The organism is Arthrobacter sp. AK01 (genome assembly GCF_021109375.1).
Lineage (GTDB): Bacteria > Actinomycetota > Actinomycetes > Actinomycetales > Micrococcaceae > Arthrobacter.
The window spans coordinates 16167-41902 of sequence record NZ_JAJOHP010000008.1 but is presented as its reverse complement, the minus strand read 5'-3'; the positions used below and the strand labels follow the sequence as shown (position 1 = coordinate 41902).

General features: G+C 62.7%; 29 protein-coding genes, 5 tRNA genes and 1 riboswitch. Of the genes, 18 read left to right on the top strand and 16 right to left on the bottom strand.

The annotated features are described in order from the left end of the window. Positions 1-58: 58 nt before the first annotated feature. The 6 genes from LN996_RS04400 to LN996_RS04375 all read right to left on the bottom strand — a co-directional run bounded on the left by LN996_RS04400 (position 59) and on the right by LN996_RS04375 (position 5135). On the bottom strand, positions 59-715 hold the full coding sequence (locus tag LN996_RS04400) for a DUF3000 domain-containing protein (protein ID WP_231338953.1): 657 nt from the start codon (positions 713-715) through the stop codon (positions 59-61). A gap of 64 nt (positions 716-779) precedes the next feature. Next, positions 780-1880, bottom strand: coding sequence for a low specificity L-threonine aldolase (locus LN996_RS04395; protein ID WP_231338952.1), 1101 nt, complete (start codon positions 1878-1880; stop codon positions 780-782). Between the two features lie 10 nt (positions 1881-1890). Further along, positions 1891-2619: an SDR family NAD(P)-dependent oxidoreductase gene (locus tag LN996_RS04390; RefSeq protein WP_231338951.1), complete on the bottom strand. Its 729-nt coding sequence runs from the start codon at positions 2617-2619 to the stop codon at positions 1891-1893. Beyond that, positions 2619-3986 (bottom strand): DUF6421 family protein, encoded by a 1368-nt coding sequence (locus LN996_RS04385; RefSeq protein WP_231338950.1) that lies wholly within the window; start codon positions 3984-3986, stop codon positions 2619-2621. The genes LN996_RS04390 and LN996_RS04385 overlap by 1 nt, the downstream gene beginning before the upstream one ends. A 202-nt stretch (positions 3987-4188) precedes the next feature. Next, on the bottom strand, positions 4189-4629 hold the full coding sequence (msrB, locus tag LN996_RS04380; RefSeq protein ID WP_231338994.1) for a peptide-methionine (R)-S-oxide reductase MsrB: 441 nt from the start codon (positions 4627-4629) through the stop codon (positions 4189-4191). A gap of 14 nt (positions 4630-4643) precedes the next feature. Next, positions 4644-5135, bottom strand: coding sequence for a hypothetical protein (locus tag LN996_RS04375; RefSeq protein WP_231338949.1), 492 nt, complete (start codon positions 5133-5135; stop codon positions 4644-4646). 120 nt (positions 5136-5255) lie between these two features. Here LN996_RS04375 and LN996_RS04370 point away from each other — a divergent pair, with 120 nt between their 5' ends. Then, positions 5256-6542 carry a S9 family peptidase gene (locus LN996_RS04370; protein WP_231338948.1) on the top strand — a complete coding sequence of 429 codons (1287 nt, stop codon included), beginning with the start codon at positions 5256-5258 and terminating at the stop codon, positions 6540-6542. A gap of 14 nt (positions 6543-6556) precedes the next feature. Here LN996_RS04370 and ybaK read toward each other — a convergent pair whose 3' ends face one another. The 3 genes from ybaK to LN996_RS04355 form a co-directional block, all read right to left on the bottom strand. Next, complete coding sequence (gene ybaK, locus LN996_RS04365) at positions 6557-7063, bottom strand: Cys-tRNA(Pro) deacylase (protein ID WP_231338947.1); 507 nt, start codon at positions 7061-7063, stop codon at positions 6557-6559. A 35-nt stretch (positions 7064-7098) separates the two neighbouring features. Then, complete coding sequence (locus LN996_RS04360; RefSeq protein WP_231338946.1) at positions 7099-7557, bottom strand: SufE family protein; 459 nt, start codon at positions 7555-7557, stop codon at positions 7099-7101. 72 nt (positions 7558-7629) lie between these two features. Then, a complete protein-coding gene (locus LN996_RS04355) occupies positions 7630-8556 on the bottom strand; it encodes a sulfurtransferase (protein ID WP_231338945.1) in 927 nt (308 codons plus the stop codon). 209 nt (positions 8557-8765) lie between these two features. Here LN996_RS04355 and zapE point away from each other — a divergent pair, with 209 nt between their 5' ends. Then, on the top strand, positions 8766-9806 hold the full coding sequence (gene zapE, locus LN996_RS04350) for a cell division protein ZapE (RefSeq protein WP_231338944.1): 1041 nt from the start codon (positions 8766-8768) through the stop codon (positions 9804-9806). 1 nt (position 9807) lies between these two features. On the opposite strand, the gene LN996_RS04345 is transcribed toward zapE, so the two are convergent. From LN996_RS04345 to LN996_RS04315, 7 genes are all read right to left on the bottom strand, one after another. After that, on the bottom strand, positions 9808-11025 hold the full coding sequence (locus tag LN996_RS04345; RefSeq protein ID WP_231338943.1) for a benzoate/H(+) symporter BenE family transporter: 1218 nt from the start codon (positions 11023-11025) through the stop codon (positions 9808-9810). Between the two features lie 127 nt (positions 11026-11152). Next, entirely contained in the window at positions 11153-11386 is a 234-nt protein-coding gene (locus LN996_RS04340; RefSeq protein WP_231338942.1) for an antitoxin, read from the bottom strand. Between the two features lie 95 nt (positions 11387-11481). Continuing rightward, entirely contained in the window at positions 11482-12936 is a 1455-nt protein-coding gene (locus LN996_RS04335) for an amino acid permease (RefSeq protein ID WP_231338941.1), read from the bottom strand. Positions 12937-13114: 178 nt separating this feature from the next. Then, positions 13115-13190: transfer RNA gene (locus LN996_RS04330), tRNA-Gly, on the bottom strand. Between the two features lie 57 nt (positions 13191-13247). Beyond that, positions 13248-13322: transfer RNA gene (locus tag LN996_RS04325), tRNA-Val, on the bottom strand. A gap of 39 nt (positions 13323-13361) precedes the next feature. Beyond that, positions 13362-13432, bottom strand: a tRNA-Cys gene (locus LN996_RS04320). 46 nt (positions 13433-13478) lie between these two features. Beyond that, positions 13479-13551 (bottom strand) — tRNA-Gly (locus LN996_RS04315). A 249-nt stretch (positions 13552-13800) separates the two neighbouring features. Between LN996_RS04315 and LN996_RS04310 the strand changes: the two genes are divergently transcribed. The 16 genes from LN996_RS04310 to hisF all read left to right on the top strand — a co-directional run bounded on the left by LN996_RS04310 (position 13801) and on the right by hisF (position 25719). Beyond that, positions 13801-13875 (top strand) — tRNA-Val (locus tag LN996_RS04310). Between the two features lie 123 nt (positions 13876-13998). After that, entirely contained in the window at positions 13999-14166 is a 168-nt protein-coding gene (locus LN996_RS04305) for a hypothetical protein (protein WP_231338940.1), read from the top strand. 12 nt (positions 14167-14178) lie between these two features. Beyond that, a complete protein-coding gene (locus LN996_RS04300; RefSeq protein WP_231338939.1) occupies positions 14179-15063 on the top strand; it encodes a cytochrome in 885 nt (294 codons plus the stop codon). 70 nt (positions 15064-15133) lie between these two features. Continuing rightward, on the top strand, positions 15134-15706 hold the full coding sequence (def, locus tag LN996_RS04295; protein ID WP_231338938.1) for a peptide deformylase: 573 nt from the start codon (positions 15134-15136) through the stop codon (positions 15704-15706). Further along, positions 15703-16623 carry a methionyl-tRNA formyltransferase gene (fmt, locus tag LN996_RS04290; protein WP_231338937.1) on the top strand — a complete coding sequence of 307 codons (921 nt, stop codon included), beginning with the start codon at positions 15703-15705 and terminating at the stop codon, positions 16621-16623. Before def ends, fmt begins: the two co-directional genes overlap by 4 nt. Then, positions 16620-18167, top strand: a complete 1548-nt coding sequence (locus tag LN996_RS04285) for an RsmB/NOP family class I SAM-dependent RNA methyltransferase (RefSeq protein ID WP_231338936.1) — start codon at positions 16620-16622, stop codon at positions 18165-18167. The genes fmt and LN996_RS04285 overlap by 4 nt, the downstream gene beginning before the upstream one ends. A gap of 46 nt (positions 18168-18213) precedes the next feature. Continuing rightward, positions 18214-18888, top strand: a complete 675-nt coding sequence (gene rpe / locus LN996_RS04280; protein WP_231338935.1) for a ribulose-phosphate 3-epimerase — start codon at positions 18214-18216, stop codon at positions 18886-18888. 77 nt (positions 18889-18965) lie between these two features. Next, a riboswitch (FMN riboswitch) is annotated at positions 18966-19121 on the top strand. An 89-nt stretch (positions 19122-19210) separates the two neighbouring features. Continuing rightward, on the top strand, positions 19211-19915 hold the full coding sequence (gene pnuC, locus LN996_RS04275) for a nicotinamide riboside transporter PnuC (RefSeq protein WP_231338934.1): 705 nt from the start codon (positions 19211-19213) through the stop codon (positions 19913-19915). Beyond that, positions 19912-21063 (top strand): bifunctional diaminohydroxyphosphoribosylaminopyrimidine deaminase/5-amino-6-(5-phosphoribosylamino)uracil reductase RibD, encoded by a 1152-nt coding sequence (gene ribD / locus LN996_RS04270; protein ID WP_231338933.1) that lies wholly within the window; start codon positions 19912-19914, stop codon positions 21061-21063. Before pnuC ends, ribD begins: the two co-directional genes overlap by 4 nt. Then, on the top strand, positions 21063-21692 hold the full coding sequence (locus tag LN996_RS04265; protein WP_231338932.1) for a riboflavin synthase: 630 nt from the start codon (positions 21063-21065) through the stop codon (positions 21690-21692). Before ribD ends, LN996_RS04265 begins: the two co-directional genes overlap by 1 nt. After that, positions 21689-22384, top strand: a complete 696-nt coding sequence (gene ribB, locus LN996_RS04260; protein WP_231338931.1) for a 3,4-dihydroxy-2-butanone-4-phosphate synthase — start codon at positions 21689-21691, stop codon at positions 22382-22384. The genes LN996_RS04265 and ribB overlap by 4 nt, the downstream gene beginning before the upstream one ends. Next, complete coding sequence (gene ribA / locus LN996_RS04255; protein ID WP_231338930.1) at positions 22381-23085, top strand: GTP cyclohydrolase II; 705 nt, start codon at positions 22381-22383, stop codon at positions 23083-23085. Before ribB ends, ribA begins: the two co-directional genes overlap by 4 nt. 17 nt (positions 23086-23102) lie before the next feature. Continuing rightward, positions 23103-23588 (top strand): 6,7-dimethyl-8-ribityllumazine synthase, encoded by a 486-nt coding sequence (gene ribH / locus LN996_RS04250; RefSeq protein WP_231338929.1) that lies wholly within the window; start codon positions 23103-23105, stop codon positions 23586-23588. A gap of 114 nt (positions 23589-23702) precedes the next feature. Continuing rightward, positions 23703-23966, top strand: a complete 264-nt coding sequence (locus LN996_RS04245; RefSeq protein WP_018778638.1) for a phosphoribosyl-ATP diphosphatase — start codon at positions 23703-23705, stop codon at positions 23964-23966. 84 nt (positions 23967-24050) lie between these two features. Then, on the top strand, positions 24051-24911 hold the full coding sequence (gene hisG / locus LN996_RS04240; RefSeq protein ID WP_231338928.1) for an ATP phosphoribosyltransferase: 861 nt from the start codon (positions 24051-24053) through the stop codon (positions 24909-24911). A gap of 31 nt (positions 24912-24942) precedes the next feature. Further along, the gene (hisF, locus tag LN996_RS04235; protein ID WP_231338927.1) at positions 24943-25719 is read left to right on the top strand and encodes an imidazole glycerol phosphate synthase subunit HisF; all 777 of its coding nucleotides are present in this window, start codon (positions 24943-24945) and stop codon (positions 25717-25719) included. The last annotated feature ends 17 nt before the right edge of the window (positions 25720-25736 follow it).

Genomic DNA, 25736 nt, shown 5'->3' with positions numbered 1-25736 from the left:
ACGCCGAGGCAGGTTGCTGGCGGCAGTTTGGATGCGGTTGACGGCATGTGGCGGACGGTCAATTCAGCCTCCTGTTGGGAAGTCCCGTGACGCCCGGCGGAAGCGGCGGCAGCCCGGCAAATGTACAGACCATGTCGGACCAGGCCTCCAGGTGGGCCTGGACGTCCGCACTGGCAGGAGTCCAGGAAGCGCGAAGTTCAATGTCTATGGTGTCCGGGCGTTCGGCCAGGGTGCCGAAGCTCTCCGAGAGGATTCTCGTTGCCGTGCCACCAGCAGCGCGGTAGGGGGCTGCGTGGTTCTCGAGGGCGTCCACCAGCCACGTCCAGGCAACAGAGCCCAGCATGCTGTCGTTGCCCATTTCGGCGTCCATCTGGGCGCGGATATAGGTGACAATCCGGAACTCACCCTCCCACACTGCCGATCCGTCGGGATCATAGAGGAGGATGAAGCGGCCGGTGGCGAGTTCGTCGTCTTCTTCGCTTGCCGGTGTGGTGGCCTGGCTCGCTGCGAAGGCCTTGGCGGCCGGTCCATGCACTGGAACCTGGCGGGTGGCTGCGGTGGGACTGAAAACTTCCGCGCCCAAGGCCACTGCGTACGGGGCGAGCCTCGCAGGTGCAGGAATTTCATCAAGGCGCAGTTCACTGCGGCATTGAGCTTTTCGTAGCGTTCCCAGGGCGACGAGAAAGTCCGAGGGAACCTGTGCGAGGGCGTTCACCCTCGCAGATTATGCGGCCGGGGCGGCGAATCCGTGCAGGCTCGCCGCCCCGGTTTGCATGGGGTTATGCGGATCCGAGCTCCTGCTTAATCCCTGCGACAAAGGCGTCGATGTCGTCCTCGGTGGTATCGAAGGAGCACATCCAACGGACCTCGCCGCGGGCAGCGTCCCAGTCGTAGAAAGCGAAGCTCTGGCGCAGGCGGTCGGCAACGCCCGTCGGAAGGATGGCAAAGACGCCGTTGGACTGCGTTGCCTGGGTGGGCTCCACGCCGTCGATCGCCTCAACGGCGGCGCGAAGGCGGGCTGCCATGGCGTTGGCGTGGGCGGCCGATCGCAACCACAGGCCGTCCTCCAGTAATGCGATGAATTGGGCCGAAATGAAGCGCATCTTTGAAGCGAGCTGCATGTTCATCTTGCGTAGGAACTTCAGCCCATCGGCGGCTGCCGGGTTCAGTGCGACCACGACTTCGCCGAAGAGCAGCCCATTCTTGGTCCCGCCAAAGGACAGGATGTCCACGCCGGCGTCGCGGGTAAAGGCACGCAGGGGAACGCCTAGGTAGGCGGCGGCATTAGCCAGGCGGGCACCATCCATGTGCAGCTTCATGCCCTTGGCGTGGGCGTGGTCGGCAATGGCGCGTACTTCTTCTGGCGTGTAGCACGTGCCAAGTTCGGTGGTCTGGGTAATGGAGACTGCGAGGGGCTGGGCGCGGTGTTCATCGCCCCATCCCCAGGCTTCCCGGTCGATCAGCCCAGGTGTCAGCTTGCCGTCCTCGGTAGGTACCTGGAGGAGCTTGATCCCGCCGATGCGCTCAGGAGCGCCGTTCTCATCCATGTTGATATGCGCGGTGGATGCGCAGATGACAGCTCCCCAACGCGGCAGGAGTGACTGCAGGGACAGGACGTTGGCGCCCGTTCCGTTGAAGACCGGGAAGCACTCGATGCCAGGGCCGAACTGCTGCTCCATGACGTCCTGGAGGCGTGCCGTGTAAACGTCCTCGCCGTAGGAAACCTGGTGGCCACCGTTGGCTGAGGCCAGTGCTGAAAGAATTTCCGGGTGCACGCCGGAGTAGTTGTCCGAGGCAAAGCCACGAACCGAAGGGTCATGGAGTTGGCCTGGTACGGCGCTGTGGATTGCCTCTGCTGTGCTCGTCACTTGTTCATTCACGCTTTCAAGTCTATTTGGCCAGCAGGATGCGCTGGCCGTTCAAATGTTCTGCCGGTTCTTCGAACAGCCCGACGGCGGCAGCCGCGAGTTCTTCGACATCTGTGTAACCGGGGAATCGCCTTTCGGGGTGGGCTTCCCGCAGTGCTGAATCCACGAGGGCTTTGACCACAAAAATTACTGCGGCGCTGTGCTGCACGCTGGGAGCGATCGTGCCGGCCGACTGCGTCCGCCGGAAACCGTCGGCCACCGCCAGCGTCCACGCTTCAGCAGCAGCCTTTGCCGCCGCATAGCTTGCGGCCGCGGCCGTAGGAGCGGATGCAGTGGTTGAGGACACCATGGCCAGCCGGCCGTAGGGAGATGCTTCAAGCTGGCTGTAGAAAACCCGGGAGACGTTCCGCAGGGTAGTGACCGCGCTCCGTTCCATGGAGTCCCAGTCTTCATCAGACTGGTCCTCGATGCCCTTGGCGCCGCGCCACCCACCTACCAGATGGACGATGCCGTCGATGCCTTGAACCCCTCGGCCGCCAAGATCGTCCGCCAGTTCACGCACGGACCCAAGGTCAGCGAGATCGCACACCAGTGGCGTCACTCCGTTGCCGGCTTCCACAGCCGCCGCCGTGATGCGAAGCTCGTCCGAACCCACGGTGAACACCTTGTGACCGGCTGCCCCCAATGCGCGCGCCGCAGCGATGCCGGACGCGCTGCTACCGCCGGTCACAAGGATGGTCAGTGTGCTCATCAGGCTACTGTCGCGCCGGTAATGCCGGTGGTGGACTCGATGATGGGGCGCATCTTCTTCTCCAGTGCTTCGTAGAACATGGACAGCGGGAATTCGTCGTCGAGGACTTGGTCGGTCAGTCCACGGGGCGGGCCGTCCAGGGGCAGGGCATCTGGCCCCTTGGCCCAAACCGATGCAGGGTGGGGAGTTACCGTACTTGAAATAAGCTCGTAGGCAGCCAACCAGTGGGCGGCCTTGGGGCGGTCGATGGAGCGCCAGTAGAGCTCTTCGATTTTGGCGCCGAGTTCCACCACAACCGACGCGGCTTCGTCCCAGTCGATGGAGAGCTTGCTGTCCGTCCAGTGAAGCACATGGTGCTGGTGCATCCACGCAAACAGGAGTTGGCCGCCGAGGCCGTCGTAGTTGCGGACCCGGTTGCCTGTGATGGCGAAACGGAAAATCCGGTCGAAGATCACTGCATACTGGACGAGCTTGGCGTGCTTTCGGGCATCGGGATCCGCTTCTTCGTCCTTTTCAATGCGGACGGATTCACGGAACGCCGTCAGGTCACAGCGCAGTTCCTCCAGTGAGTACAGGAAGAAGGGCATCCGCTGCTTGATCATGAAGGGATCGAAGGGAAGGTCGCCCCGCATGTGCGTGCGGTCGTGGATGAGGTCCCACATGACGAACGTGCGCTGGGTAAGTTCCTGGTCCTCGATCAGCTGGGCTGCGTCCATGGGAAGTTGAAGGGACGTCGTTGCTGCGGCCGCCTTCAGGACTCGCCTGAAACGGGCGGCCTCGCGGTCGGCGAAGATGGCTCCCCACGTGAAAGTGGGGGTCTCACGGACGGCGACGGTCTCCGGGAACAACACCGCAGAGTTGGTGTTGTATCCGGGGGTGAAATCGACAAAACGGATGGGGACGAAGAGCTTGTTGGAGTACTCGCCGGCCTCCAGGCCGCCGATGAACTCCGGCCAGATGACTTCGATCAGCACGGCTTCAACCAGCCTGTTGTTGCTGCCATTCTGTGTGTACATCGGGAAGACCACCAAGTGTTGGAGGCCGTCGATGCGCTGTTCCTGGGGCTGGAATGCCTGCAGTGAATCCAGGAAGTCCGGGACTCCGAAACCCCCCTGTGCCCAGTGGCCAAAGTCTTCCACCAGCAGTTCCAGATACCGGGCGTCGTGGGGGAAGAGCGGGGCCAATGCGGTGATGGCATCTGTGATTGTCGCAACGAGGCTGGCTGCCTCGCCGTGGGCGCCGGAATCGGCGATGGAGCCGTCCTGCTCCTGGTATGCCTGCAGGGCCGTGGCCGCAGCCTTAAGCGAAGCCCACTCGGCGTTGTCGGCGGTGACACGCGGGAGGCTGGAGGTGGCGGTGATTGTCATGGAGCTCGGCCCTTTCCAAGTTGGTGAGTTCTTCTGGGCCGAGCGTAGCAAGCAAAAAGCATCGCTAATCCAAGAATGGCTTGAGCATAAGAAACTCTTGTTCAAGTGGGGTTTCTACGTGGTTCGAGATCCAGCGCCGCACCTGTTTTACCGCTGGAGATGCTCCCGGACGGACCGCATCTGGGCGATCCGTCCGGAAGTGCTAACTCTCTTCGGGGTTGACCAGTCGGAGTGAAACGGAGTTGATGCAGAATCGCTGGTCCGTAGGGGTGCCGTAGCCCTCGCCCTCGAACACATGCCCTAGATGGGAATCACAGTTGGCGCAGCGGACTTCAACACGATCCATCCCCATAGTGCGGTCATGAAGGTACCGGACGGTGCCTTCAGCCAACGGCGCCCAGAAGGAAGGCCAGCCACAATGGGAATCAAATTTCTCCCTGCTCGTGAACAACTGGCTGCCACACGCACGGCACTGATACACACCTTCAGTGTGGGTGTCCCAGTATTCGCCGGTGTATGGCCTCTCGGTGCCCGCCTGCCGCAGGACCCGGTATTCTTCCGGGGTCAACTCCTCGCGCCACTGGGCATCGCTCTTCTCCACAGGAGCAGAAGGTGTCTTGCTGGTGTTCTCAGGAGTGTTCATGCCTTCTGCAACGCTCACGAGTCGCCGATAAATCCCGAACCCGCGTACAGGTGCAGGACAGGAAGGCCCAGTTGATCCTGCGCCTTGTTGGCCCAGTCGGTGTGGAAAGTATCGGCGATGGCATGGGGACGCGTCACCACGACAGCCTGGGCAGCATCGAGCGCCCGAACCTTCGCAACCAAGCCGGCCACGGCACCGCCGTCGAAAACCTCTCCTGTGACGCCGCCACCCAAGCCGGCCAAGGCCGACAGCGAAGCCGCCAACGTCTCGGAAGCTTCTGCACGCTCGGCCTCGGGGTCCGGCGACTGCGCAGTGAGTTCGCGGAAAGCCTTGGCAATATCAAGCAAGGAAAGATTCTCCAGGAAGTCCACCAAGAGGTGTCGCTCGGTATTGGAAGGCACCAGGACAACAAGGGGTGCGTCTCCACCATCCACAAGTTTGGCGATGTTAACGCGGTCGTCGGGGCCAAGGGGTTCTTCAGTCAGGATGACTATGGGATCACTCATGGCTACAGCGTAGTCCCGGGGAACCGGTGTCCGCAGGCTTTTGGTCCCGAATCCGCGGGCCGCTGCGCCGCGCGGTCCGTAAGTGCACCGGGCGGCGTCAGGAACGGCAACAATGGAACCATGGCATCGACTAACCGGTCAGCGAGCGACGCTGCAGAGAACACACTGTCCCTCCGCACCAAATGGGCCATTGCCGGCTTCATCGCGGGTGGCACCCTCGCCGGACTGGTGGGAGCCGGGTCCTCGGCGCTCGCAGTCTACTTTGCCCGCCGGGTCATCACCCCGGCCGCCCGCCACGAGGACCAGGAAGTCCTGGCAGTCATCCGAAGTGACCAAGGGCTGCAGGTCATCCTCGCCGCCACCCCTGATACGACCATCGACGGCGTGTTCAGCCTCTTTTTCTCTGGCGGCCAGGGCCACGCCAGGATTGGCCGGATCGTGTCGTATTCTCCTGCGGAACAGACGGTCCTTCGAGAGGTCGAGGAAGTCTACAGCGGCAACCTGCAGGAGGCCCGCCGCGGGTGGTGGAGCGGTGCTACCTACCCGGACCCGGCCGCGATCGGCCTTGCGGCTGAAGACGTGGACATAGAGGTCGACGGCGGGAAGGCACCGGCGTGGCTGATCCGCGCCGACGCTTCGGCGCCCGCCCCCGTGTGGGCAATCATGGTGCACGGCCGAGGCGCCACCCGGCTCGAAGGGCTCCGGGCAGTACGTACCGCGCACGACCTGGGCTTGGACAGCCTGCTGATCTCCTACCGCAACGACGGATTGGCTCCGTCGGCACTCGACGGTCGCTATGGACTGGGATCCACTGAATGGCGCGATGTTGAGGCTGCGATCGAATACGCGCTGGAGCATGGGGCACGGGAGATCGTCCTTTTTGGGTGGTCCATGGGCGGGGCCATCAGCCTGCAGACGGCCGATCTCTCCAAATACAGGCACCTGATCCGCGCCCTGGTGCTGGACGCCCCTGTTATCAACTGGGTCAACGTCATGGCGCACCACGCCGAAATGAACAGGATTCCCTACACTGTGGGGCGCTATGGACAGCTGATGCTGGGACACCCGCTGGGGCGCAGGCTTACCGGCCTCGCGGCTCCTGTTGACTTGAAGGCGATGGACTGGGAAGCCCGCGCCATTGAGCTGCGCACTCCTACGCTGTTGATCCACAGCGTAGATGACGATTACGTTCCCTTCGGGCCATCTGCAAGCCTCGCTGAAAAGAACCCGGAAATGGTCACCTTTGAGCCGTTCAACGGCGCGCGGCACACCAAGGAATGGAACGTCGATCCGGAACGGTGGCAGCGCGTGGTTCACGCCTGGCTGCAACGCCAGTTGGCTCCGAGGAGCAATCCGGGACAGGGCGGCAGTGCGGGCCCAGCAGCTGTGTCAGGACCTGTCGGATAGGGTCGTGCCTGGCTTCAGACCTTCGCCGTCGGAGAGGTACCGATGGGTGCAACGGCGGCCTTGGTCAGCTTGATAAGGTCCCTCGGAGCAAGTTCGATGTCCAGCCCCCGGCGTCCGCCGGATACCAGGATGGTGGCAAAGGTCAGCGCTGATTCGTCCAGAACCGTTGGAGAGGACTGGCGCTGTCCCAGCGGCGATATGCCGCCAAGCACATATCCGGAGCGACGTTCAGCGGCTTTGGGATCTGCCATGGCCGCTTTCTTTGCCCCCAGGGCGGCAGCCACGGACTTGAGGTCGAGGTTGCCGGACACTGGGACAATGGCCACCGCCAGCCGGCCTTCAACTTCCACCATCAGCGTCTTGAATACCCGCGCGGTCTCGATGCCCAGGACTTCGGCGGCTTCCAGGCCGTAACTGGCAGCCGCCGGATCATGGGCATAGGGGTGCAGCACAAAGGGAACGCCGGCCGCAGCAAGCGCTGCAGTGGCCGGCGTTCCCTGTGAAGCCATCTTCTTGGCCATACCGTGTGGGCGTGCCTTTCAGTGTTCCAGCCGGTTCAGTGTTCCAGCCGGCCCGCGGCTGCAACCTTGCGCTTGATACGGCCGAGCATGGCGGTCATTCCCCGCATGCGCAGGGGAGTGATGGCCCGGGTCAGGCCCAGCAGTTCGGGCATGTCGTCCGGAACAGCCAGGATTTCTTCGGCTGTCAGTCCGTCCAGGCCCTCGTGCAGGACACCTGCGAAGCCACGGGTGGTCGGCGCCTCCTGCGGAGCCTTGAAGAAGAGCCGGTACTTACGGGCACCGTCTGGATTCTTCTCGGATTCGATGGTGAGGAACAAAGGCGACTGGCATTCCACGACCTGCTCCAGCAGCTCGGGGTGGTCCTTCAAACGCTCAGGAAGCTCCGGCAGGCCCCGGGAGAACTCAAGCAGAAGCTGCAGGCGGTCAGGCTCCGTCAGTGCCTGGAAGTCATCGACGATCTCCGCCAATGCGGCGGGCAAAGTGTATGTACTCATCTCTTCCAGCTTACGCACTACAGCGGCGAATGCACTTTGTGTGCCGCAACACTACGGGCCCCCGCTGCTTTGCTAGTTGCTTGCGAAAGCGGCAGGGACAGCACCCCGGTCGGCGCCCTTGACGATGGGAACCCGAACCGCGTTGCCCCACTCCGTCCAGGAGCCGTCGTAGTTGCGTACGGTATCGAAGCCGAGGAGGTATTTCAGGGCGAACCACGTGTGGCTTGAACGTTCGCCGATGCGGCAGTACGCCACCACGTCGTCGCCCGCCTTGAGCCCGGCCTCGCCGAGGTACAGGGCTTCGAGTTCTTCACGGCTGCGGTAGGTGCCGTCTTCCGCAGCGGCACGGGCCCACGGAATCGATGCGGCCGTGGGGATGTGGCCGCCACGGAGGGCGCCTTCCTCGGGGTAGGCCGGCATGTGGGTGCGCTGGCCCGTGTATTCCTCGGGGGAGCGGACATCGATCAGGGGGTTGCCCAGGTGCGCCAGGACGTCTTCCTTGAACGCGCGGATGGGAGCGTCATTGCGCTCTACCTCCGGGTATTCGCCGACGGCGGGCTGAGAAGCTTCGGTGGTCAGCTCGCGGCCTTCAGCGATCCACTTGTCCCGGCCGCCGTCCAGGAGACGGACATCCTGGTGGCCGAAAAGGGTGAAAACCCAGAGGGCGTAGGCGGCCCACCAGTTGGACTTGTCGCCGTAGATGACCACGGTGCTGTCACGGGAGATGCCCTTGGACGCGGCGAGGGCGGCGAATGCGGCACCATCCACGTAGTCACGGGTGACTTCGTCATTCAGGTCGGTGTGCCAGTCGATCTTGACGGCGCCCGGGATGTGGCCGGTCTCGTACAGGAGGACGTCTTCATCGGACTCCACGACAACCAGCTTGCCGTCGGCAATAGCGCCGTCTGCAAGTGCTGCCGCGAGCCATTCGGTGGAGACAAGGCGTTCAGGGTTCGCGTACGACGCGAACTTTTCGTTCTGTTCAACGGGGTAGGACATGGTGATGGCCTTTCACTGACAACGGACGGAGCCAGGCCGGGGAGGATGGTGCAAGCGCCAGCCCGGCGTGCTCCCAACACTAACCACGGGTCGCCAGGAATGCTTCCCTGTGGTCATACGGTGAAACATGGGCTTGGTCACGTGTCCGTTCCGAGCGCTCCGAAGCCGGTATTCTTGCTGGGGACCTAATACCGAAGGAACGGACCACCGTGGTACAGATCGAACAACTGGCTGCCCGCACGCCGGCAGTCTCCGTGGAGGAACTCCTCAAGGGTTTCTACCCCTCTCCGCGATTCGGAGAGGTGTCGTTCGACAGCTACCGGCCCGACCCGTCGCAACCGAGTCAAGCAAACGCTGTAAAGCTCCTCTCGGCCTTTGCAGATGGTGTGGGCTCCGACGAAGGCAGCGGGCTCTTCAAGAAACTGTTCGCCAAAAAGGCGCCGGCCACCAGGGCGGGAATCTACCTGGACGGTGGCTTCGGTGTCGGTAAGACCCACCTCTTGGCGTCTCTGTGGCACAGGTCTCCGGGTCCGAAGGCCTTCGGCACCTTCGTGGAATACACCAACCTCGTGGGGGCACTCTCCTTCCGAAAGACTGTTGAAGCCCTCAGCAGCTACAAGCTGGTCTGCATCGACGAATTCGAACTCGACGATCCCGGGGACACCGTGCTGATGTCCCGCCTCATGCGTGAACTGGCCGACGCCGGCGTCAAGCTCGCTGCCACGTCCAACACACTGCCCGGTTCGCTGGGCGAAGGGCGCTTTGCCGCCGTCGACTTCCAGCGTGAGATCCAGGTCCTCGCCGACCAATTCGACGTCGTCAGGATCGACGGCGAGGACTTCCGCCATCGCGGCTTGCCGGCTGCTCCTGCGCCGCTCAAGACAGAAGAACTCAAGCACCGCATGAAAGCCGAATTCGACGGCAAGACTGTGGCCGTGGACGACTTCCGCACCCTCGTCAACCACCTGGCCGCCGTCCACCCCAGCCGTTACCGGCAGCTCATCTCGGGTGTGGAGGCAGTGGTGTGGAGTGACGTCGAAACCGTTACCGAACAGGCGGTCGCCCTGCGCTTTGTGGTGCTGGCCGACCGGCTGTACGACAAAGATGTGCCCATCCTTGCCAGCGGCGTCCCCTTCGATAAGCTCTTTACCGAAGAAATGATGACCGGCGGCTACACGAAGAAGTACTTCCGCGCTGTTTCCAGGCTGACCGCACTTGCCCGTGAGGCCCAAAACCACGAGCCTGCCTGATTCAGGCCTTCTGAAGAGGCTCCCTGCTCTTCAGCATCCAGCGGACCAGGATACCTCCAGCCAAAGCCCAGAAAGCAGCGCCCACACCGGCGAAGCTGAGGCCCGATGCTGCCAGTAGGAAAGTGATGCACGCCGGAATGCGTTCCTCGGTGACGGCCAGGGCGGAGGATATTGACGCGGCCAAGGTCCCCAGGAGTGCGAGACCGGCCACGGCCTCAAGAAGTCCTGGCGGGGCAGCAGCCACCAAGGTAACCAGTGCTGCGGATGCGGCTGCGAGGACCAGATAGGCGAAGCCGGAGACGAACGCGGCGATCCAGCGCCTGCCATGGTCTTTGCCCGCCTCCTCACCCGCGGCCAGTGCCGCGCTGAGAGCAGCCAGGTTGATGGCATGGCCTCCGAAGGGTGCACCGACCATGGTTCCAGCTCCAGTGACCAGCATGGATGAACGCCATGGCGTGGCGTACCCAAATGACTTCAGCACCGCGACACCGGGAATGTTCTGCGACGCCATCGTGACGATGAACAAAGGCAACGCCAGCCCCACAGCAGCCTCCAGGGAAAAAGCAGGGGTGGTCCATTCCAGCCTGGGCAGGAGACTGTCCACAGGTAACTGGACACCATTGGAAGCGATGTGGATTCCGATGACGGCAAGGGCAACCAGCAACGACGCCGGGACCGACCACCGCGGTGCGAATTTCATCAGGACAACCCAGCACAGGACCACTGGAGCAATGAAGAGCGGCGCCGAGCCCAACGACTTGAAAGGCGCCAGGCACAGGGGGAGTAAGACCCCGGCGAGCATGGCTTGCGCCAATGCCGTGGGGATTTTAGCCATGAGCCGGCCCAGGACGGGAAGCAAACCTGTGAGGACGATCAGTACCCCGACGATCAAAAAGGCACCAACGGCGGCCGGCCAACCGCCGTCGACCATTCCAGCAGAGGCGAGCAGCGCCGCGCCAGGCGTGGACCATGCGAGCGTCACCGGCATCCGGGATCGCCAGGACAGCCAGAGAATGCCCAGGCCAAAAGTAAGGGTCAGAACCAGCAAGCCGCTGGATGCCTGGGACTGATTGGCCCCGACAGACTGCAAACCCGCAAGGACAACAGCGAATGACGAGGTGAAACCGACAAGCGCCGTGACGATGCCGGCAGTGATCGGTGGGCCCAGTGGCTCCCGGTTGGTCCGGGGTTGCGTGGTTGACGGGGAGACTGAAGGCATAGAGACCAAAGTACCTGACCGGCCAAAGGCGACCGTAGAAGTTGGCCGTTAAACGCCAAGGGCACCGGTGGCGCCTCTCGGCGGGACCGGTGCCCCCTTGACGTATCTGGTACGGCGGCTCAGGCAGCTATGGCTGCTTCGGCTCATCCGCGACGGGAGCCTGCTGAGGCTCTCCGTCATTCTTGGCCACGAAGTCGGAAGCGGCATTCTGGACCTTGTCGACGTGACCGGCGTACTTGCCGCCCGTCTTCTCGTCCACAAAATCCCCGGCCTTTTCGATGCCATTCTTGATGGCTTCTTCGTTGCCTTGAATGAGACCCTGAGCCTTACCCTTCAGGTCGTCAATTAAACCCACGGGCACCTCCCTTCCATCGCGGAGCCAGTTCGCTCCTCCGCGTCCGACCCTAACACCAGATGGTATGGGTGCCAAGGGTTCGGGGCGGTGCTGTGGTCAAACTATGCCGACGGCGTACTGGACACCTTATGGCGGGGACTATCCGGGTTCATCAGCGAGTGCCTTCGGCCGTAGGCGAAGTAGATCACCAGCCCGATGACCAGCCACACTCCGAAACGCAACCAGGTTTCCCAGTGCAGTTGGAACATGAGGAATGCCGAAGCAAGGACGCCGAAGGCGGGAACCACCGGCATGAGCGGCAGGCGGAAGGTACGCGGAGCGTTGGGCTTGGTGTAGCGGAAGACAATCACGGAAACACAAACCACCACGAAAGCGGCCAGGATACCGATGTTGGTCAGGTCGGCCACTTCCTTGATGGGGAAGACGCCGGCAAGGAACGCCGAGGCGACGCCGGCGATCCATGTGACGCGCTGTGGCGTGCCGTGCCGGTCCGTTTTGGCGAACCAGCCTGGCAGCAGGCCGTCGCGGCTCATGGAGAACCACACGCGGGTGACGCCCAACAGGAACGTGAGCATGACGGTCAGGATGGACAGGACAGCGAAGACCGAGATGATGGTGGCAATGACCGGGAGTCCGACCCCTTGGAACGCCGATGCGAAGCCGGCGGTGGGATTGATGTCCTTGTAGTTCTGCATCCCCGTGAGGACCAGCGTGGCAGCGACGTACAACAGCATGGCAATGATCAAGGACAGGATGATGGCCTTGGGCATGTGCTTCTTGCCGTCCTTGGCCTCTTCCGCCGCTGTACTCATGGCGTCATAACCGAAGACTGCGAAGAAGACGGTCGCGGCGCCGGCAATGACCGGACCGAAGCCACTGGGCATGAACGGGTTGTAGTTCTCAGCGTTCACGTAGAAAATGCCAAGGCCGATGATGAAGAGGATCAGGATGACCTTGATGGCTACCGCGACAAGTTCGAACCGGCCGAACGCCTTGGTTCCACGGCTCAGGATCCACGTTACCAAGAGGCAGACGAGGATCGCGGGGAGGTTGATGATGCCGCCCTTGCCCTCGTCGGCAGTGGACGTCATCCAGGTTGGCATGTGGATTCCGATGCCGGAGAGGAACGCGTCAAAGTAGCCGGAGATGCCGATGGCCACCACTGCCACGATGGCGATGTATTCCAGCAGGAGGTCCCAACCGATGAACCAGCCAATGATCTCGCCAAGGGCCACATAGCCGTAGGTGTAAGCCGAGCCGGCACGGGGGATCATCCCAGCGAATTCGGCGTAGGAAAGCGCGGCTGCGCCGGACGCCAGGCCGGCGATCAGGAAGGAAAACAGCACGGCAGGGCCAACGCCCGGAGTTCCCTCGCTGCCATGGGCTACAAGTCCGGCAAGGGAGAAAATCCCGACGCCGATAATTCCCCCGACGCCGATGGCCGTCAGTTGCCAGAGGCCAAGACTCTTGAATAGTCCGCTGTGCTTGTTTTCTTCCTCAATGTCGTCGATCGGCTTGCGTCTCAGGACGGACTTGGAAGTCGTCTGTTGATTCATGGGGGTACTCCTGCCAGTTGGCGTGGAACGGTGATGAGCTCGCAGTACATTATGCGAGCCGAATCACATTAGATAAAGCGAATTCTTCTGAGGGGTATCAGTTACTTCACGTAATGAGTCGGCGATAAGCCAAAATTGGGCACAAAAAAAGCAGCTCCGGGGAGCTGCTTTTCTTTTCTGGAGCGGACGACGAGATTCGAACTCGCGACATCCACCTTGGCAAGGTGGTGCTCTACCAGCTGAGCTACGTCCGCACATGTTGTCTTCCGGGCTGATGCCTGGCCGTCAACAACAAACAAGTTGCCTTGTTCTGGTGGGCGATACTGGGATCGAACCAGTGACCTCTTCCGTGTCAGGGAAGCGCGCTACCGCTGCGCCAATCGCCCATGCATCCAGCCAACTGCTGGAAGACATGGTTTTCACCGAGGTGGGTACGGGATTCGAACCCGTGTATACGGCTTTGCAGGCCGCTGCCTCGCCTCTCGGCCAACCCACCGTGTAAGCCGAATTCCGGGGAATTCCTGCTTTGACAGTGCCTTGCGAGCGGACGACGAGATTCGAACTCGCGACATCCACCTTGGCAAGGTGGTGCTCTACCAGCTGAGCTACGTCCGCAGTGTCGTTTCGGCGGGCAGCCCTGCAGGCTTTCCGTCGCTTTCCGACGAGTAAAAACTCTATAGGAGGTTCCTGCAATCTCCAAATCGGTAGCTTGCATTGGTGCGCGATGGCCCCTGGATCCTTGATTTTCCGGGAAACCCGCGGAGTTTCATGGCTGTAATTCCATGGTTGTAGTTCGACCGCAAATGCAGCGCTCCGATGGGTTTTGCATTCCAGCGATGGTCCGTTAGTGTTTTCTATGCACCCGGGCGATTGGCGCAGTGGTAGCGCGCTTCGTTCACACCGAAGAGGTCACTGGTTCGAACCCAGTATCGCCCACCACCGGGAAGCCCCGTTTGGACTGATTGTTTCGGTCCGAACGGGGTTTCTTTTTGCTTGCGCCTTGTTTGTCTGGGGATTGTGCGTTTCTGCGTCACGAACCGGGCGGACGCGATACCCATCAACATGCGCGAACAAAAAGAACCAGAATTGTCCCCGGCTGCCGCGGAACCCGCCCTGCTGTTCGAGGATCTTGCCTTGACGGCCCCTATCCTCGCTGGAAAGCTCGCCCGGCTGCCCCCGGAGCAGCTCGCAATGGTCTTCCCGCCGGAGAATTCTGTCGGCCCTGTATGACACAGTCTTTATATGACTGCTCCACTGCTTGCCCACGCTACTGACTACGGCCGGATGTATGCCCGCTCCACCACGGAGCAATTTTCGGTGCCCTCGATCACCACGGTAATCGGACAACAGGCGCACTCATTGGATGGCTGGTTCAGTTACATGGGTGCGAGCAGTCTCGCTGCGGATCCGGAGCTTCCCGCGATCCTGGGGAGTCCAGCCAAGACCCGCCAGGCCATCAACAAAGCCGCCAAAGCGGCGGAGGTGTACCGGGATGCAGCGGCAGCACGCGGCGACCGCGTGCACACCTACTGCGAGCAGGTTGCCTTGCGTGCTCTGGGGCGCCCGCACCGCATGCAGGAATGCCGGGACGACCTCGCAGCCCATGGTGAGGAGGCGTTTGCCGCCCGTTTTGATGAATGGTGGGAGCTGTACCGGGTGGAGCCGTTGGCCCCCGAGATCACCGTGTGGAACAAGACTGTGGGCTACGCCGGGACACTTGACCTTGTGGCCCGGATCAACGGACGTATCTGCCTGATCGACTACAAGACCAAAGGCACTACCCGGGACGGAACGGTCAAGGCGCTGGATGACAAAGTGGTCATGCAGCTTGCCGCTGGGATGAAGGCTGAGGAGAGCCTGGTTGATCCCGTTGCCGGGGAATGGGAGCCATGGAAATACGGCGACAATCCCATGCTGCTCGCTGTAGCCATCGGAGAGACCGAAGTCAGGCCGATGCGGGCCAACCCGGAAATCCTCAAGCACCACTGGTGGAAGTTCTGCGCCCTTCGGCGCGTCTGGGAAATGTCGGCAGACGTCTCTGCAGCGGGACAAGCACTGTTGCCCATTGCTCCACCTGTGTTTGCATCGGTTGGGGCCGGGGCGGCAAGCAGCGGCAGCGGCGAATGACCTCAACTAAACTGGCTTAGGCTCCGCAACACCCGGAGCCGGGTTTGACGATAGTGAGGACTGACAGCACATGGCAATTTTGAGTATCCGAATCATCGGGGATCCGGTGTTGCGCACCGTAGCGGACCCCGTCACCGATTTCGGTCCGGAGCTCGCCAAGCTGGTAGCTGACATGACCGAAACCATGGAAGACGTGGAGGGTGCAGGACTCGCCGCTCCTCAGATCGGTGTCAGCCAGCGCGTTTTTACCTACCGCATTGGGGGAGTGGAAGGCCACATCATCAACCCGGTCCTGGAGAACAGCGATGACTTCCAGCCGGACGAAGTAGAGGGTTGCCTCTCGATCCCCGGCCTGGGCTTCCCGGTCCGCCGTTTCCGGACAACCAGGGCCACCGGTGTTGATATCAACGGCAACCCGGTCTCGGTGGAAGCCGAGGGCATGCTGGCCCGGTGTTTCCAGCACGAGACGGACCACCTTGACGGCATTTTGTACACGGACAGGTTGGAAGGGGAGGACCGCAAGGCAGCTCTCCGTGCCATCCGGAACGCCAATTACCACGCCATTACCGAGCAGACCACGTCCAAGCGTGCCAACACCGTGGGATCAAGCTTCGGTGGCGGCAGCTTCGGAGCGCCGGAGTGAGGGTCCTCTTCGCCGGAACTCCCGCCGTCGCTGTCCCTTCGTTGGATGCTTTGGTCGAAGCCGGGTTCGACGTCGTTGCTGTCCTGACGCGCCCGGACGCACCAGTTGGGCGGAAACGCATCCTGACTCCATCGCCTGTGGCTGCACGGGCGATGGAACTGGGTATCGAGGTCATTCGTGCTGCAAAGGTCGATGCCGGTACCACGGCCAGAATCGCGGAGTTCACTCCCGACGTCGCCGCCATTGTTGCCTATGGAGGCATCGTTCCCAAAGCTGCCTTGGGTGTCCCGAAGCACGGCTGGGTCAATCTGCACTTCTCCCTCCTCCCTGCGTGGCGCGGCGCAGCGCCGGTCCAGCGATCCATCATCGCTGGAGACGATGTCACCGGCGCTGTGACATTCCAGCTCGAAGAAGGCCTTGACACCGGGCCTGTGTTCGGAACTCTTACTGAGACAGTTGGTCCCGAGGATACTGCCGGTGAGCTGCTGGAGCGGCTCTCCATCAGCGGTGCAGTACTGCTCAGCCAGACCCTCTCCGCGATCGACGCCGGTCAAGCGTCACCTCAGCCTCAAATCGGGGACGTGTCCTTGGCTCCCAAGCTGACGCTCGACGACGGGCGTCTGGACTGGCAACAGCCCGCACTGGCCTTGAACCGCCGGGCACGCGGGGTTACTCCCGAGCCCGGGGCATGGACCACCTTGGACGGCCAGAGAGTCAAGCTGGAATCTGTCGAGTTGAGGCCCGAAGTCAAGGACCTGGCGCCTGGGTCCATCCGTGCGGATGGCAAATCCGTCCTGGTGGGAACCGGTTCCCATGCACTAGCGTTGGGCCGGATCCAGCCGGCAGGCAAGAAAATGATGTCGTCGGCTGATTGGGCCCGCGGCTTGGCAGCACCCGAGAGAGTGGTATTCGAATGAGCGAGTCCGGCCGCCGAGGCCCCAACAACAGCGGGAGCCGGGATGGCGGCGGGCAAGGAAATCGCGGACCACGCGGCGAGAGCAAACGCAACGCCCAGGGCAGGGAGCGGAACAGGGGACCCCAGCGGGGCTTCACCAACAACGCGCCCTCCCAACGGACGCGCCGCGCTGATCCGGCCCGCCTTGTGGCCTTCGAAGTCCTCCGTGCCGTTGCTTCCGAGGATGCCTACGCCAACCTCGTGCTTCCAGCCCGCATCCGCGAACACCGCTTGGATCGCCGGGACGCCGGCTTCGCCACAGAGCTGAGCTATGGCGCCTTGCGCGGTCAAGGCACCTACGACGCCATTCTTGCCCGCTGTGTGGACCGCCCCCTTGATCAGTTGGATCCGGCAATCCTGGATGCCCTCCGGATTGGCGCCCATCAGTTGCTTTCAATGCGAGTTCCTGCGCATGCGGCGTTGGACCAGACCGTTGGCCTGGCACGAGCCGTCATCGGCGCAGGTCCGTCGGCCTTGATCAATGCAGTCCTTCGCAAGGTCACTGCCCACAGCATGGGCGAGTGGCTGGACATCCTGCTGGCCAATGAAACCGATGAGACCCGGATCGCCTCGCTCCGGCATGCCCACCCCGAATGGATCGTGCGCGCACTGCGCCAGTCACTGGTCAACCATGGCCGTCCGAAGTCGGAGATTGATGACCTGCTGGAGGCGGACAACGCCGCGCCGGTGGTCAATCTTGTGGCGCTGCCGGGCTTGGGAAGCCTGGACGAGGCTTTCGAGAATGGGGCCACGGCAGGGGAACTGGTGGAAGATTCGGCATTGTCCGCCGGTGGAGACCTCGGTCGCCTGGAGACGGTCCGTCGCGGAACCACCCGTGTCCAGGATGTCGGATCCCAGCTGGTTGCCCGTGCTTTGGCCGGCGTGGACCTTGATGCCCCTTCCGGAAGCGAACGCTGGCTGGACTTGTGCGCCGGTCCGGGAGGCAAGGCCGCCCTTCTGGCTGCCCTGGCGCACCGGGACGGCGCTACCTTGTTGGCCAATGAGCCCGCGCCACACAGGGCGAAGCTCGTACAGCAGGCCCTTTCAGCTGTTCCGGAGGACACCTGGTCGGTACGGACTGGTGATGGACGCGACGTGGGTTCGGAACAGGCAGAAGCTTTCGACCGCGTGCTGGTTGATGTTCCCTGCAGTGGGCTGGGAGCGTTGCGTAGGCGACCCGAATCGCGGTGGCGGCGCTCACCCAAGGACATTGGTGACCTCGGCCCGTTGCAGCGTGATCTCCTGAAGTCTGCAATTGATGCCGTGAAGCCCGGCGGCGTGGTTGCTTACGTGACATGCTCGCCGCACCCGGCCGAGACCACCGCGGTTGTCAGCGACGTCATGTCCAAACGTGAGGACCTGGAACTGCTCGACGCCGGTCAGGCGCTTGACGATGTCAGCCTCACCGGGAACTTGGGCGCCGGTCACGAACAAACAGCCCAGTTGTGGCCGCACGTCCACCAGACCGATGCCATGTTCATGGCCATCATCCGTAAAAAGCCGTAAGTGCCGGAACCCGGCTTGCCATTCCCACCGACCCGAAGGGGCTGCCTTGTCTCAGTGCTGTATCAACCCGAGCATCCTGTCTGCGGATTTCGTCAACCTTGAGGCGGAACTTCAACGGATCAGCAATGCCGATGCCGTCCACGTTGATGTCATGGACAACCACTTTGTGCCCAACCTGACGCTCGGCCTGCCGGTGGTTCAGAGGATTCAAGCAGTCAGTCCGGTTCCATTGGACGCGCATTTGATGATTTCCGACGCCGACCGCTGGGCACCTGCCTACGCGGATGCAGGCGTGGCGTCAGTGACATTCCACGCGGAAGCCGCCATGGCCCCCGTCAAGCTGGCACGCGAACTGCGTGCGCGGGGATCCAAAGCGGGAATGGCCCTTCGTCCGGCTACACCGGTTGAGCCCTACCTGGACATGCTCAGCGAGTTGGACATGCTGTTGATCATGACGGTGGAGCCCGGATTCGGTGGACAGTCCTTCCTGGACATCACCCTGCCCAAGATCCGACGTGCGCGGGCGGCAATCGAAGGTTCCGGCATTGGCGTGGCCATCCAAGTGGACGGGGGCATCACTGAGGAGACGATCATCAGGGCAGCCGAAGCCGGTGCCAATGTGTTCGTGGCAGGCTCGGCGGTCTACGGGCACCAGGACCCCGCAGCGGCCATCGATCGACTCCGTGCGGCGGGTCAGGCTGTGACGGCGACGTTCGCCTGACGATCGTCACCACATGTTACGAAGATGGCCGGGAATAGCCCGGCCATCTTGGTAGTTGTGGCAGAATAACAACACACATACGTGCTCCGGGGTCGGTGTAAGTCCGAACCGGCGGTTATAGTCCGCGACCCGCGAGCCATCGGATTCCAAGTGATTGGATCTTCGATGGCAGACGGTTGAACTGGTGAAATTCCGGTACCGACAGTTAAAGTCTGGATGGGAGAAGCACGTACAGTCATGCCGTGGGCGTTCCTTTAGCGACGTCCGGCATTGCGCTGTCGTACACCCCCGGAGTCATCGCGGCTTACTGGGAAGGAACGGCATGGACTTTCTGCGATGGCTCTTCGAAGCACAGATCCCCGTTGGAGGATCTGCTCTTGTCTTACGCGAAGTGCTTGGAAACATCTTTGGGCTCCTCAGCGCCCTCGGCGGTATGCGCCGCAAAGTCTGGGCTTGGCCGATCGGCATAGTCGGCAACATCCTCCTGCTTACGGTCTTCCTGGGCAACGTCTTTGGTGCAGCAGCGCCGGCTACCCTGTGGGGGCAAGCAGCACGGCAGGTGATGTTCATCGCCGTCGCCGTTTACGGCTGGTATCGGTGGCAGCAAGGCCGGCAATCGAGCACACAAGGGCGCGCCGTTGTGCCCGGCTGGGCCAGCAACAAGGTCCGCATCGCTCTGATTGGTGCCATGGTGGCGGGCACAGCGGCACTGACGCCCTTGTTTGACGCCCTGGGCTCCTACCCGCCGGTCTGGGCCGACGCCTGGACCTTCATGGGATCCCTGCTGGCAACGTACGGGATGGCCCGCGGCTGGACAGAGTTTTGGCTGATCTGGGTGGCCGTGGACATCGTGGGTGTACCTCTGCTGTTCAGCGCAGGCTACTACGCCAGCGCGGTGATGTATCTCTTCTACGGTTTCTTCACCCTCACTGGCTTCTTCGTTTGGTGGCGGGCCGAAAAGCGCGAGCGGGAAAGCCGTGATGGCGGCAGCCCGGCCGTTGCAGTTTCCACGGGAGCTGCCCAATGACCACCGACTCGACTTTTTACGCCCCGGCTTACACTCCGGCGGAAAGTACGGCCATGGATGCCGCGCTGACCGCAGCCCTTGCAGGACCGCGCGGGGCCAATCCGTTGGTTGGTGCAGTGATCCTCAGCCCCGAGGGCGAACAACTGGCAACGGGGTTCCACCGGGGCGCAGGCACGGCCCACGCCGAGGCCGACGCGATTTCCGTAGCCCGCCGGCAGGGAACGGACATCACCGGGACCACCATGGTTGTCACGCTCGAGCCCTGTAACCACGAGGGTCGTACCGGACCCTGCGCCCAAGCGATCATTGCCGCTGGAATCGCGAAGGTGATTTACGCCGTCGACGATCCGCACGACCCCGCCGCGGGCGGTGCGCGGACGCTCCGTGCGGCCGGTGTTGAGGTGCGGTCCGGCCTGGCCCTCGGGAGGGCCCTGGACCTCAACCGCGAATGGTTCGACGCCGTTGCCGCCAAGCGTCCGTTTGTCACCTTGCATATCGCCCAGACACTGGACAGCCGTATCGCTGCCGCGGACGGCACCAGCCAGTGGATTTCCAGCCCGGAGTCGCTCGCCGACAACCACGGGCTGAGGGAACTCATCGACGCCATTCTGGTGGGAACCGGGACGGTCCTGATCGACAACCCGCGGCTCACGGCCAGGACGGCGGACGGTGAACTTTCCAGCCGGCAGCCAATCCGCGCTGTGATGGGCTTGCGTGACGTCCCCGAAGATGCCGCTGTCCGGGGAACCGACGGGCGTTTCGTGCACTTGCCAACCCGGGATCCGGCAGAGGCTTTGAGGACGCTGTTCGATCAAGGAATCCGGCACGTCATGGTGGAAGGGGGCTCGTCCATATTGAGTACCTTTCTTGCCGCCGACCTGGTGGATGAACTGATTGTCTACCTGGCTCCGACGCTGCTGGGCTCCGGTACCCCGGCACTGAACGACCTTGGGATCACTACGCTGGCCGACGCACAGCATTGGTCCTGGGACGAAGCCGGGGGCGGAGCGGTCCGGACGCTGGGCAACGACCTTAGGCTGCACCTGCGGTGCCCACGGGGCGCCGCCACCACGATCAAGAATTCGATTCCGCAGAAGAATGTGGTTTCACGCAGTGAAGCTGCGGAATATGTCACAGGAGGACACTGATGTTTACGGGAATAGTCGCTGAGCAGGGCACCGTGCTGGGCATTGAGCATGACGGCGACGTCAGCGCCACACTGAGGTTGAAAGCGCCCACGACGACCGATGGCCTGGCTTTGGGTGGATCCATCGCTGTCAACGGGGTGTGCCTGACAGCTACGCAGATCGAGGGTCAGGACTTCAGCGTCGATGTGATGGGGGAGACCTTGGTCCGAACAACCATCGGCGGACTGGCCCCAGGGGACACCGTGAACCTCGAACGCTGTGTTCCTGCGGGCGGGCGCCTGGACGGCCATGTGGTGCAAGGGCACGTCGACGGCGTGGGTGAGCTGCTGGAGCGCGAGCCCTTGGGCAACTGGGACCGCCTGCGCTTCGGTGTGCCGGCCCCGCTGGCACGATACATCGCCGAGAAGGGTTCGATCGCCGTCGACGGTGTCTCGCTGACGGTCACAGCCGTCAGTGCGGCGGCCGAAACGGCTCCGTGGTTTGAGGTGGGACTGATCCCCACCACGTTGGAAGAAACCGGCTTGGGCGCCAAGCCCGTAGGTGGCCGCGTCAACCTCGAAGTTGATGTTCTGGCCAAGTACACCGAACGCCTTTTGTCCTTCGCGCCGCAGCAAGGGAGCACACGATGAGCGCCCCCGCCAAGACATCGCCTACGGGCTCGGCCCGAACCGGGCTGGATCCCGTCGAAGCAGCCATCGCGGCAATCGCCGCGGGCCAGGCGGTGATCGTGGTGGACAACGAGGACCGCGAGAACGAAGGCGACATCATCTTCGCCGCCGAGCACGCCACACCGGCCCTCATGGGATGGACCATCCGGTACTCATCCGGCGTCATCTGCGTACCCCTGGATGGCGAACACGCGGATGCACTGGTTCTTCCTCCCATGGTGGAGATCAACGAAGACGCCAAGGGAACTGCATACACCGTTTCCTGCGACGCAGCTATTGGGGTCAGCACGGGCATCTCGGCCACGGACCGGGCCCTGACGGCCCGGATCCTGGCAGATCCGAGCAGTTCTCCGGCATCGATTACCCGTCCCGGGCATATTTTCCCGTTGCGCGCGGTTAACGGGGGAGTGCGTGAACGACCAGGTCACACGGAGGCTGCCGTGGACTTGTGCCGTCTTGCCGGGCTCGCTCCGGTGGGTGTGATCGCAGAGTTGGTACATGACGATGGTGAAATGATGCGCTTGGACAGTTTGCGCGACTTCGCCGCCGACCACGGATGCCCCCTCATCTCCATTGAGGACCTGGTGTCGTATGTGGAGGCGGTAGAGTCCCAGGCGGCACATGTTTCACGGGGAGACGAGGAGAAGCGATGACCGCATCGACCACACGCAGCAGTGACCACACGGGCCCCGCGCCCCACCCCGTCAGTGGTGGGCCGATCGTGCAGTTGCCCACGGCTTTCGGCGGCTTTGTGGCACAGGCATGGACGGACCATGTCACGGGCGTTGAACACCTCGCCGTGAGTTCGCCCAATCCGCCCAAGGACGGCCGTGCCCCGCTGGTCAGGCTGCACTCCGAGTGCCTCACCGGCGATGTGTTCGGTTCGTACCGCTGCGATTGCGGAGAGCAGCTCGCCTTTGCGTTGGAACTCATCCATGCGGAAGGTGGAACGTTGCTCTACCTGCGTGGACAGGAGGGCCGCGGGATCGGGCTGGCCAACAAGATCAAGGCCTATGCCTTGCAGGAAGCCGGCTTCGACACCGTTGAGGCCAACGAACAGTTGGGCCTGCCTGTCGATGCGCGCTCCTACACTGCGGCCGGACAGATCCTGGCTGAAATGGGGCTGCACGAGGTCCGCTTGCTGAGCAACAACCCCGACAAGCAGCACCGCCTGGACAAGGCCGGAGTAACAGTAGTGGAAATGGTGCCCACCGAGGTGCCATCACGCGAACAGAACCTGCGCTACCTGCAGACCAAGAAGGACCGGATGGACCACCGGCTGACGCTCGATGTCGAGCCCGTCAGCAATGGCAAGACGCCTTCAACCCACACCTTTGATAACACTCAAGACTGAACGGACCCACAGCAATTATGAGCGGACACGGCGCGCCCAGCATCGACCTCACTACCCTCAACCCTGAGGAAACCTCGCAGCTCAAGCTCGCCATTGTGGCGGCAAGCTGGCACACGCAGATCATGGACGGCCTGGTGGACGGTGCGCTTCGTGCCGCCAAGGAAGCCGGCATCGCCGAGCCTACGCTCCTGCGTGTTCCGGGCAGCTTTGAGCTTCCCGTTGCCGCAGCCAGGCTCGCACCGCACTTCGACGCCGTCGTGGCACTCGGCGTGGTCATCCGCGGCGGGACGCCGCACTTCGACTACGTTTGCCAGGCTGCGACGTCGGGACTCACCGACGTCAGTGTCAACACCGGCGTGCCGGTGGGCTTCGGCGTCCTCACCTGCGATACCGAACAGCAGGGCCTGGACCGGGCCGGCCTTCCCGGCTCACAGGAAGACAAGGGCCACGAAGCGGTTACTGCCGCCCTGGCCACGGCAGTGACGCTGAAGCAGTTCAGCTAACGCCCTTTGCCCGCAGACGACGAAGGGGATGTGAGTGTGTCTTCACTCACATCTCCTTCGTCATGCAACGCCCCAACAAGCGGTGGCCGCCCCGGAGCAAGTAGTCTGGAGGGCGTGAAGAATTTCGAGACGCTGTTCGCAGAACTGAGTGAGAAAGCAGCGACCCGCCCGGCAGGCTCGCGCACGGTTGCCGAACTGGACTCTGGAATCCACGGTATCGGCAAGAAGGTGGTCGAAGAGGCCGCCGAAGTCTGGATGGCCGCGGAGTACGAATCGGACGAAGCCGCTGCTGAGGAAATCTCCCAGTTGCTGTACCACTTGCAGGTCCTCATGCTCGCCAAGGGCCTCAGCCTGGAAGACGTTTACAAGCATCTCTAGCCACGCCACTCCGCTTGCTTGCTGCGGAGCCCCCTGCGTGGCCAAGGTGCCTGAAAACCTCCATTCCAAAAAGAAAGTCTCCCAATGCTCCGTGTAGCAGTCCCCAATAAGGGATCCCTGTCCGAAGCCGCCTCGGCAATGCTGTCCGAGGCGGGTTACCGCCAGCGCCGCGACACCCGCGAGCTGGTCATGGTTGATCCCGACAATGACATTGAATTCTTCTTCCTCCGTCCCCGCGACATTGCTGTCTACGTAGGCCAGGGAACCCTGGATGTCGGCATCACGGGCAGGGATCTCCTGCTCGACGCGAAGGTCGAAGCCGAGGAAATTCTTCCCCTGGGCTTCGCCCCGTCAACCTTCCGTTTCGCTGGTCCGGTCGGTGACTTCGCCGGCGTCGAACAACTTGAAGGCAAGCGCCTGGCCACCAGCTACGACGGCCTGCTGCGCGACTACCTCGCCGAGCGGGGCGTTAACGCCAAGGTGGTCCGTCTGGATGGCGCCGTGGAATCGTCGGTGCGTCTCGGCGTCGCGGACGCCATTGCCGACGTCGTTGAAACCGGAAACACCCTCAAGGCCGCCGGCATGGAAATCTTTGGCGACCCCATCCTGAAGTCCGAGGCCGTGCTCATCCGCCGTTCCGGCTCTGGTGGGGCCGCAAATGGAACTGCCAAGGAAATCGACATCCTCATCCGGCGCCTCCAGGGCGTCCTCGTGGCCCGCCAGTACGTCCTCATGGACTACGACATCCGCAAGGACCTGGTGGAGGACGCCGCTGCGCTGACCCCGGGCCTTGAGTCGCCCACGGTTTCGCCCCTGCGTGACTCCGAGTGGGTTGCGGTGCGGTCCATGGTTCCGAAGAAGGAAACCAACCGCATCATGGACGAGCTCTACGACCTCGGAGCACGCGCCATCCTGGTCAGCAGCATTCACGCCTGCCGTATCTGACCCGCGCCACAACAGAATCTAGGAGCAGCACATGGCTGTAGCCGTACGCGTCATCCCCTGCCTGGATGTCGACGCTGGCCGCGTCGTCAAAGGCGTCAACTTTGAAGGCCTCCGCGACGCTGGTGATCCCGTGGAACTTGCGCACCGTTACGACAACGGCGGGGCCGATGAACTGACGTTCCTGGACGTCACTGCCTCCTCCGGGAATCGCGAAACCACGTTCGACGTCGTCCGCCGCACGGCTGAGGAAGTGTTCATTCCCCTGACCGTGGGTGGTGGTGTTCGTGGTGTGGCAGAGGTGGACAAGCTCCTGCGCTTCGGTGCGGACAAGGCGTCCATCAACACTGCAGCCGTGGCCAGGCCCGAGGTCATCGACGAGATCACGCGCCACTTCGGCTCACAGGTCCTGGTGCTCTCGGTCGATGCGCGCCGTACCCGCGCAGGCGACATCCCGACGTCGTCCGGTTTTGAAGTGACCACCCACGGCGGCCGTACCGGAACCGGGATCGACGCCATTGCCTGGGCCAAAGAAGCGGCAGACCGGGGTGTGGGGGAAATCCTGCTCAACTCGATCGACGCCGACGGCACCAAGGACGGCTTCGATCTCGAATTGATCCGCCTGGTCCGCGCTGCGGTGAACATTCCGATCATTGCCTCGGGCGGCGCCGGGGAACCGGCACACTTCCCGCCCGCCGTAGAAGCGGGAGCTGATGCCGTACTGGCCGCTTCGGTGTTCCATTTTGGGCCGGACGACATGATCGCCCAGGTCAAGACCGCTATCCGCGAGGCCGGCTTCGAGGTCCGCTAGCTTTCATGGCTTAAAAA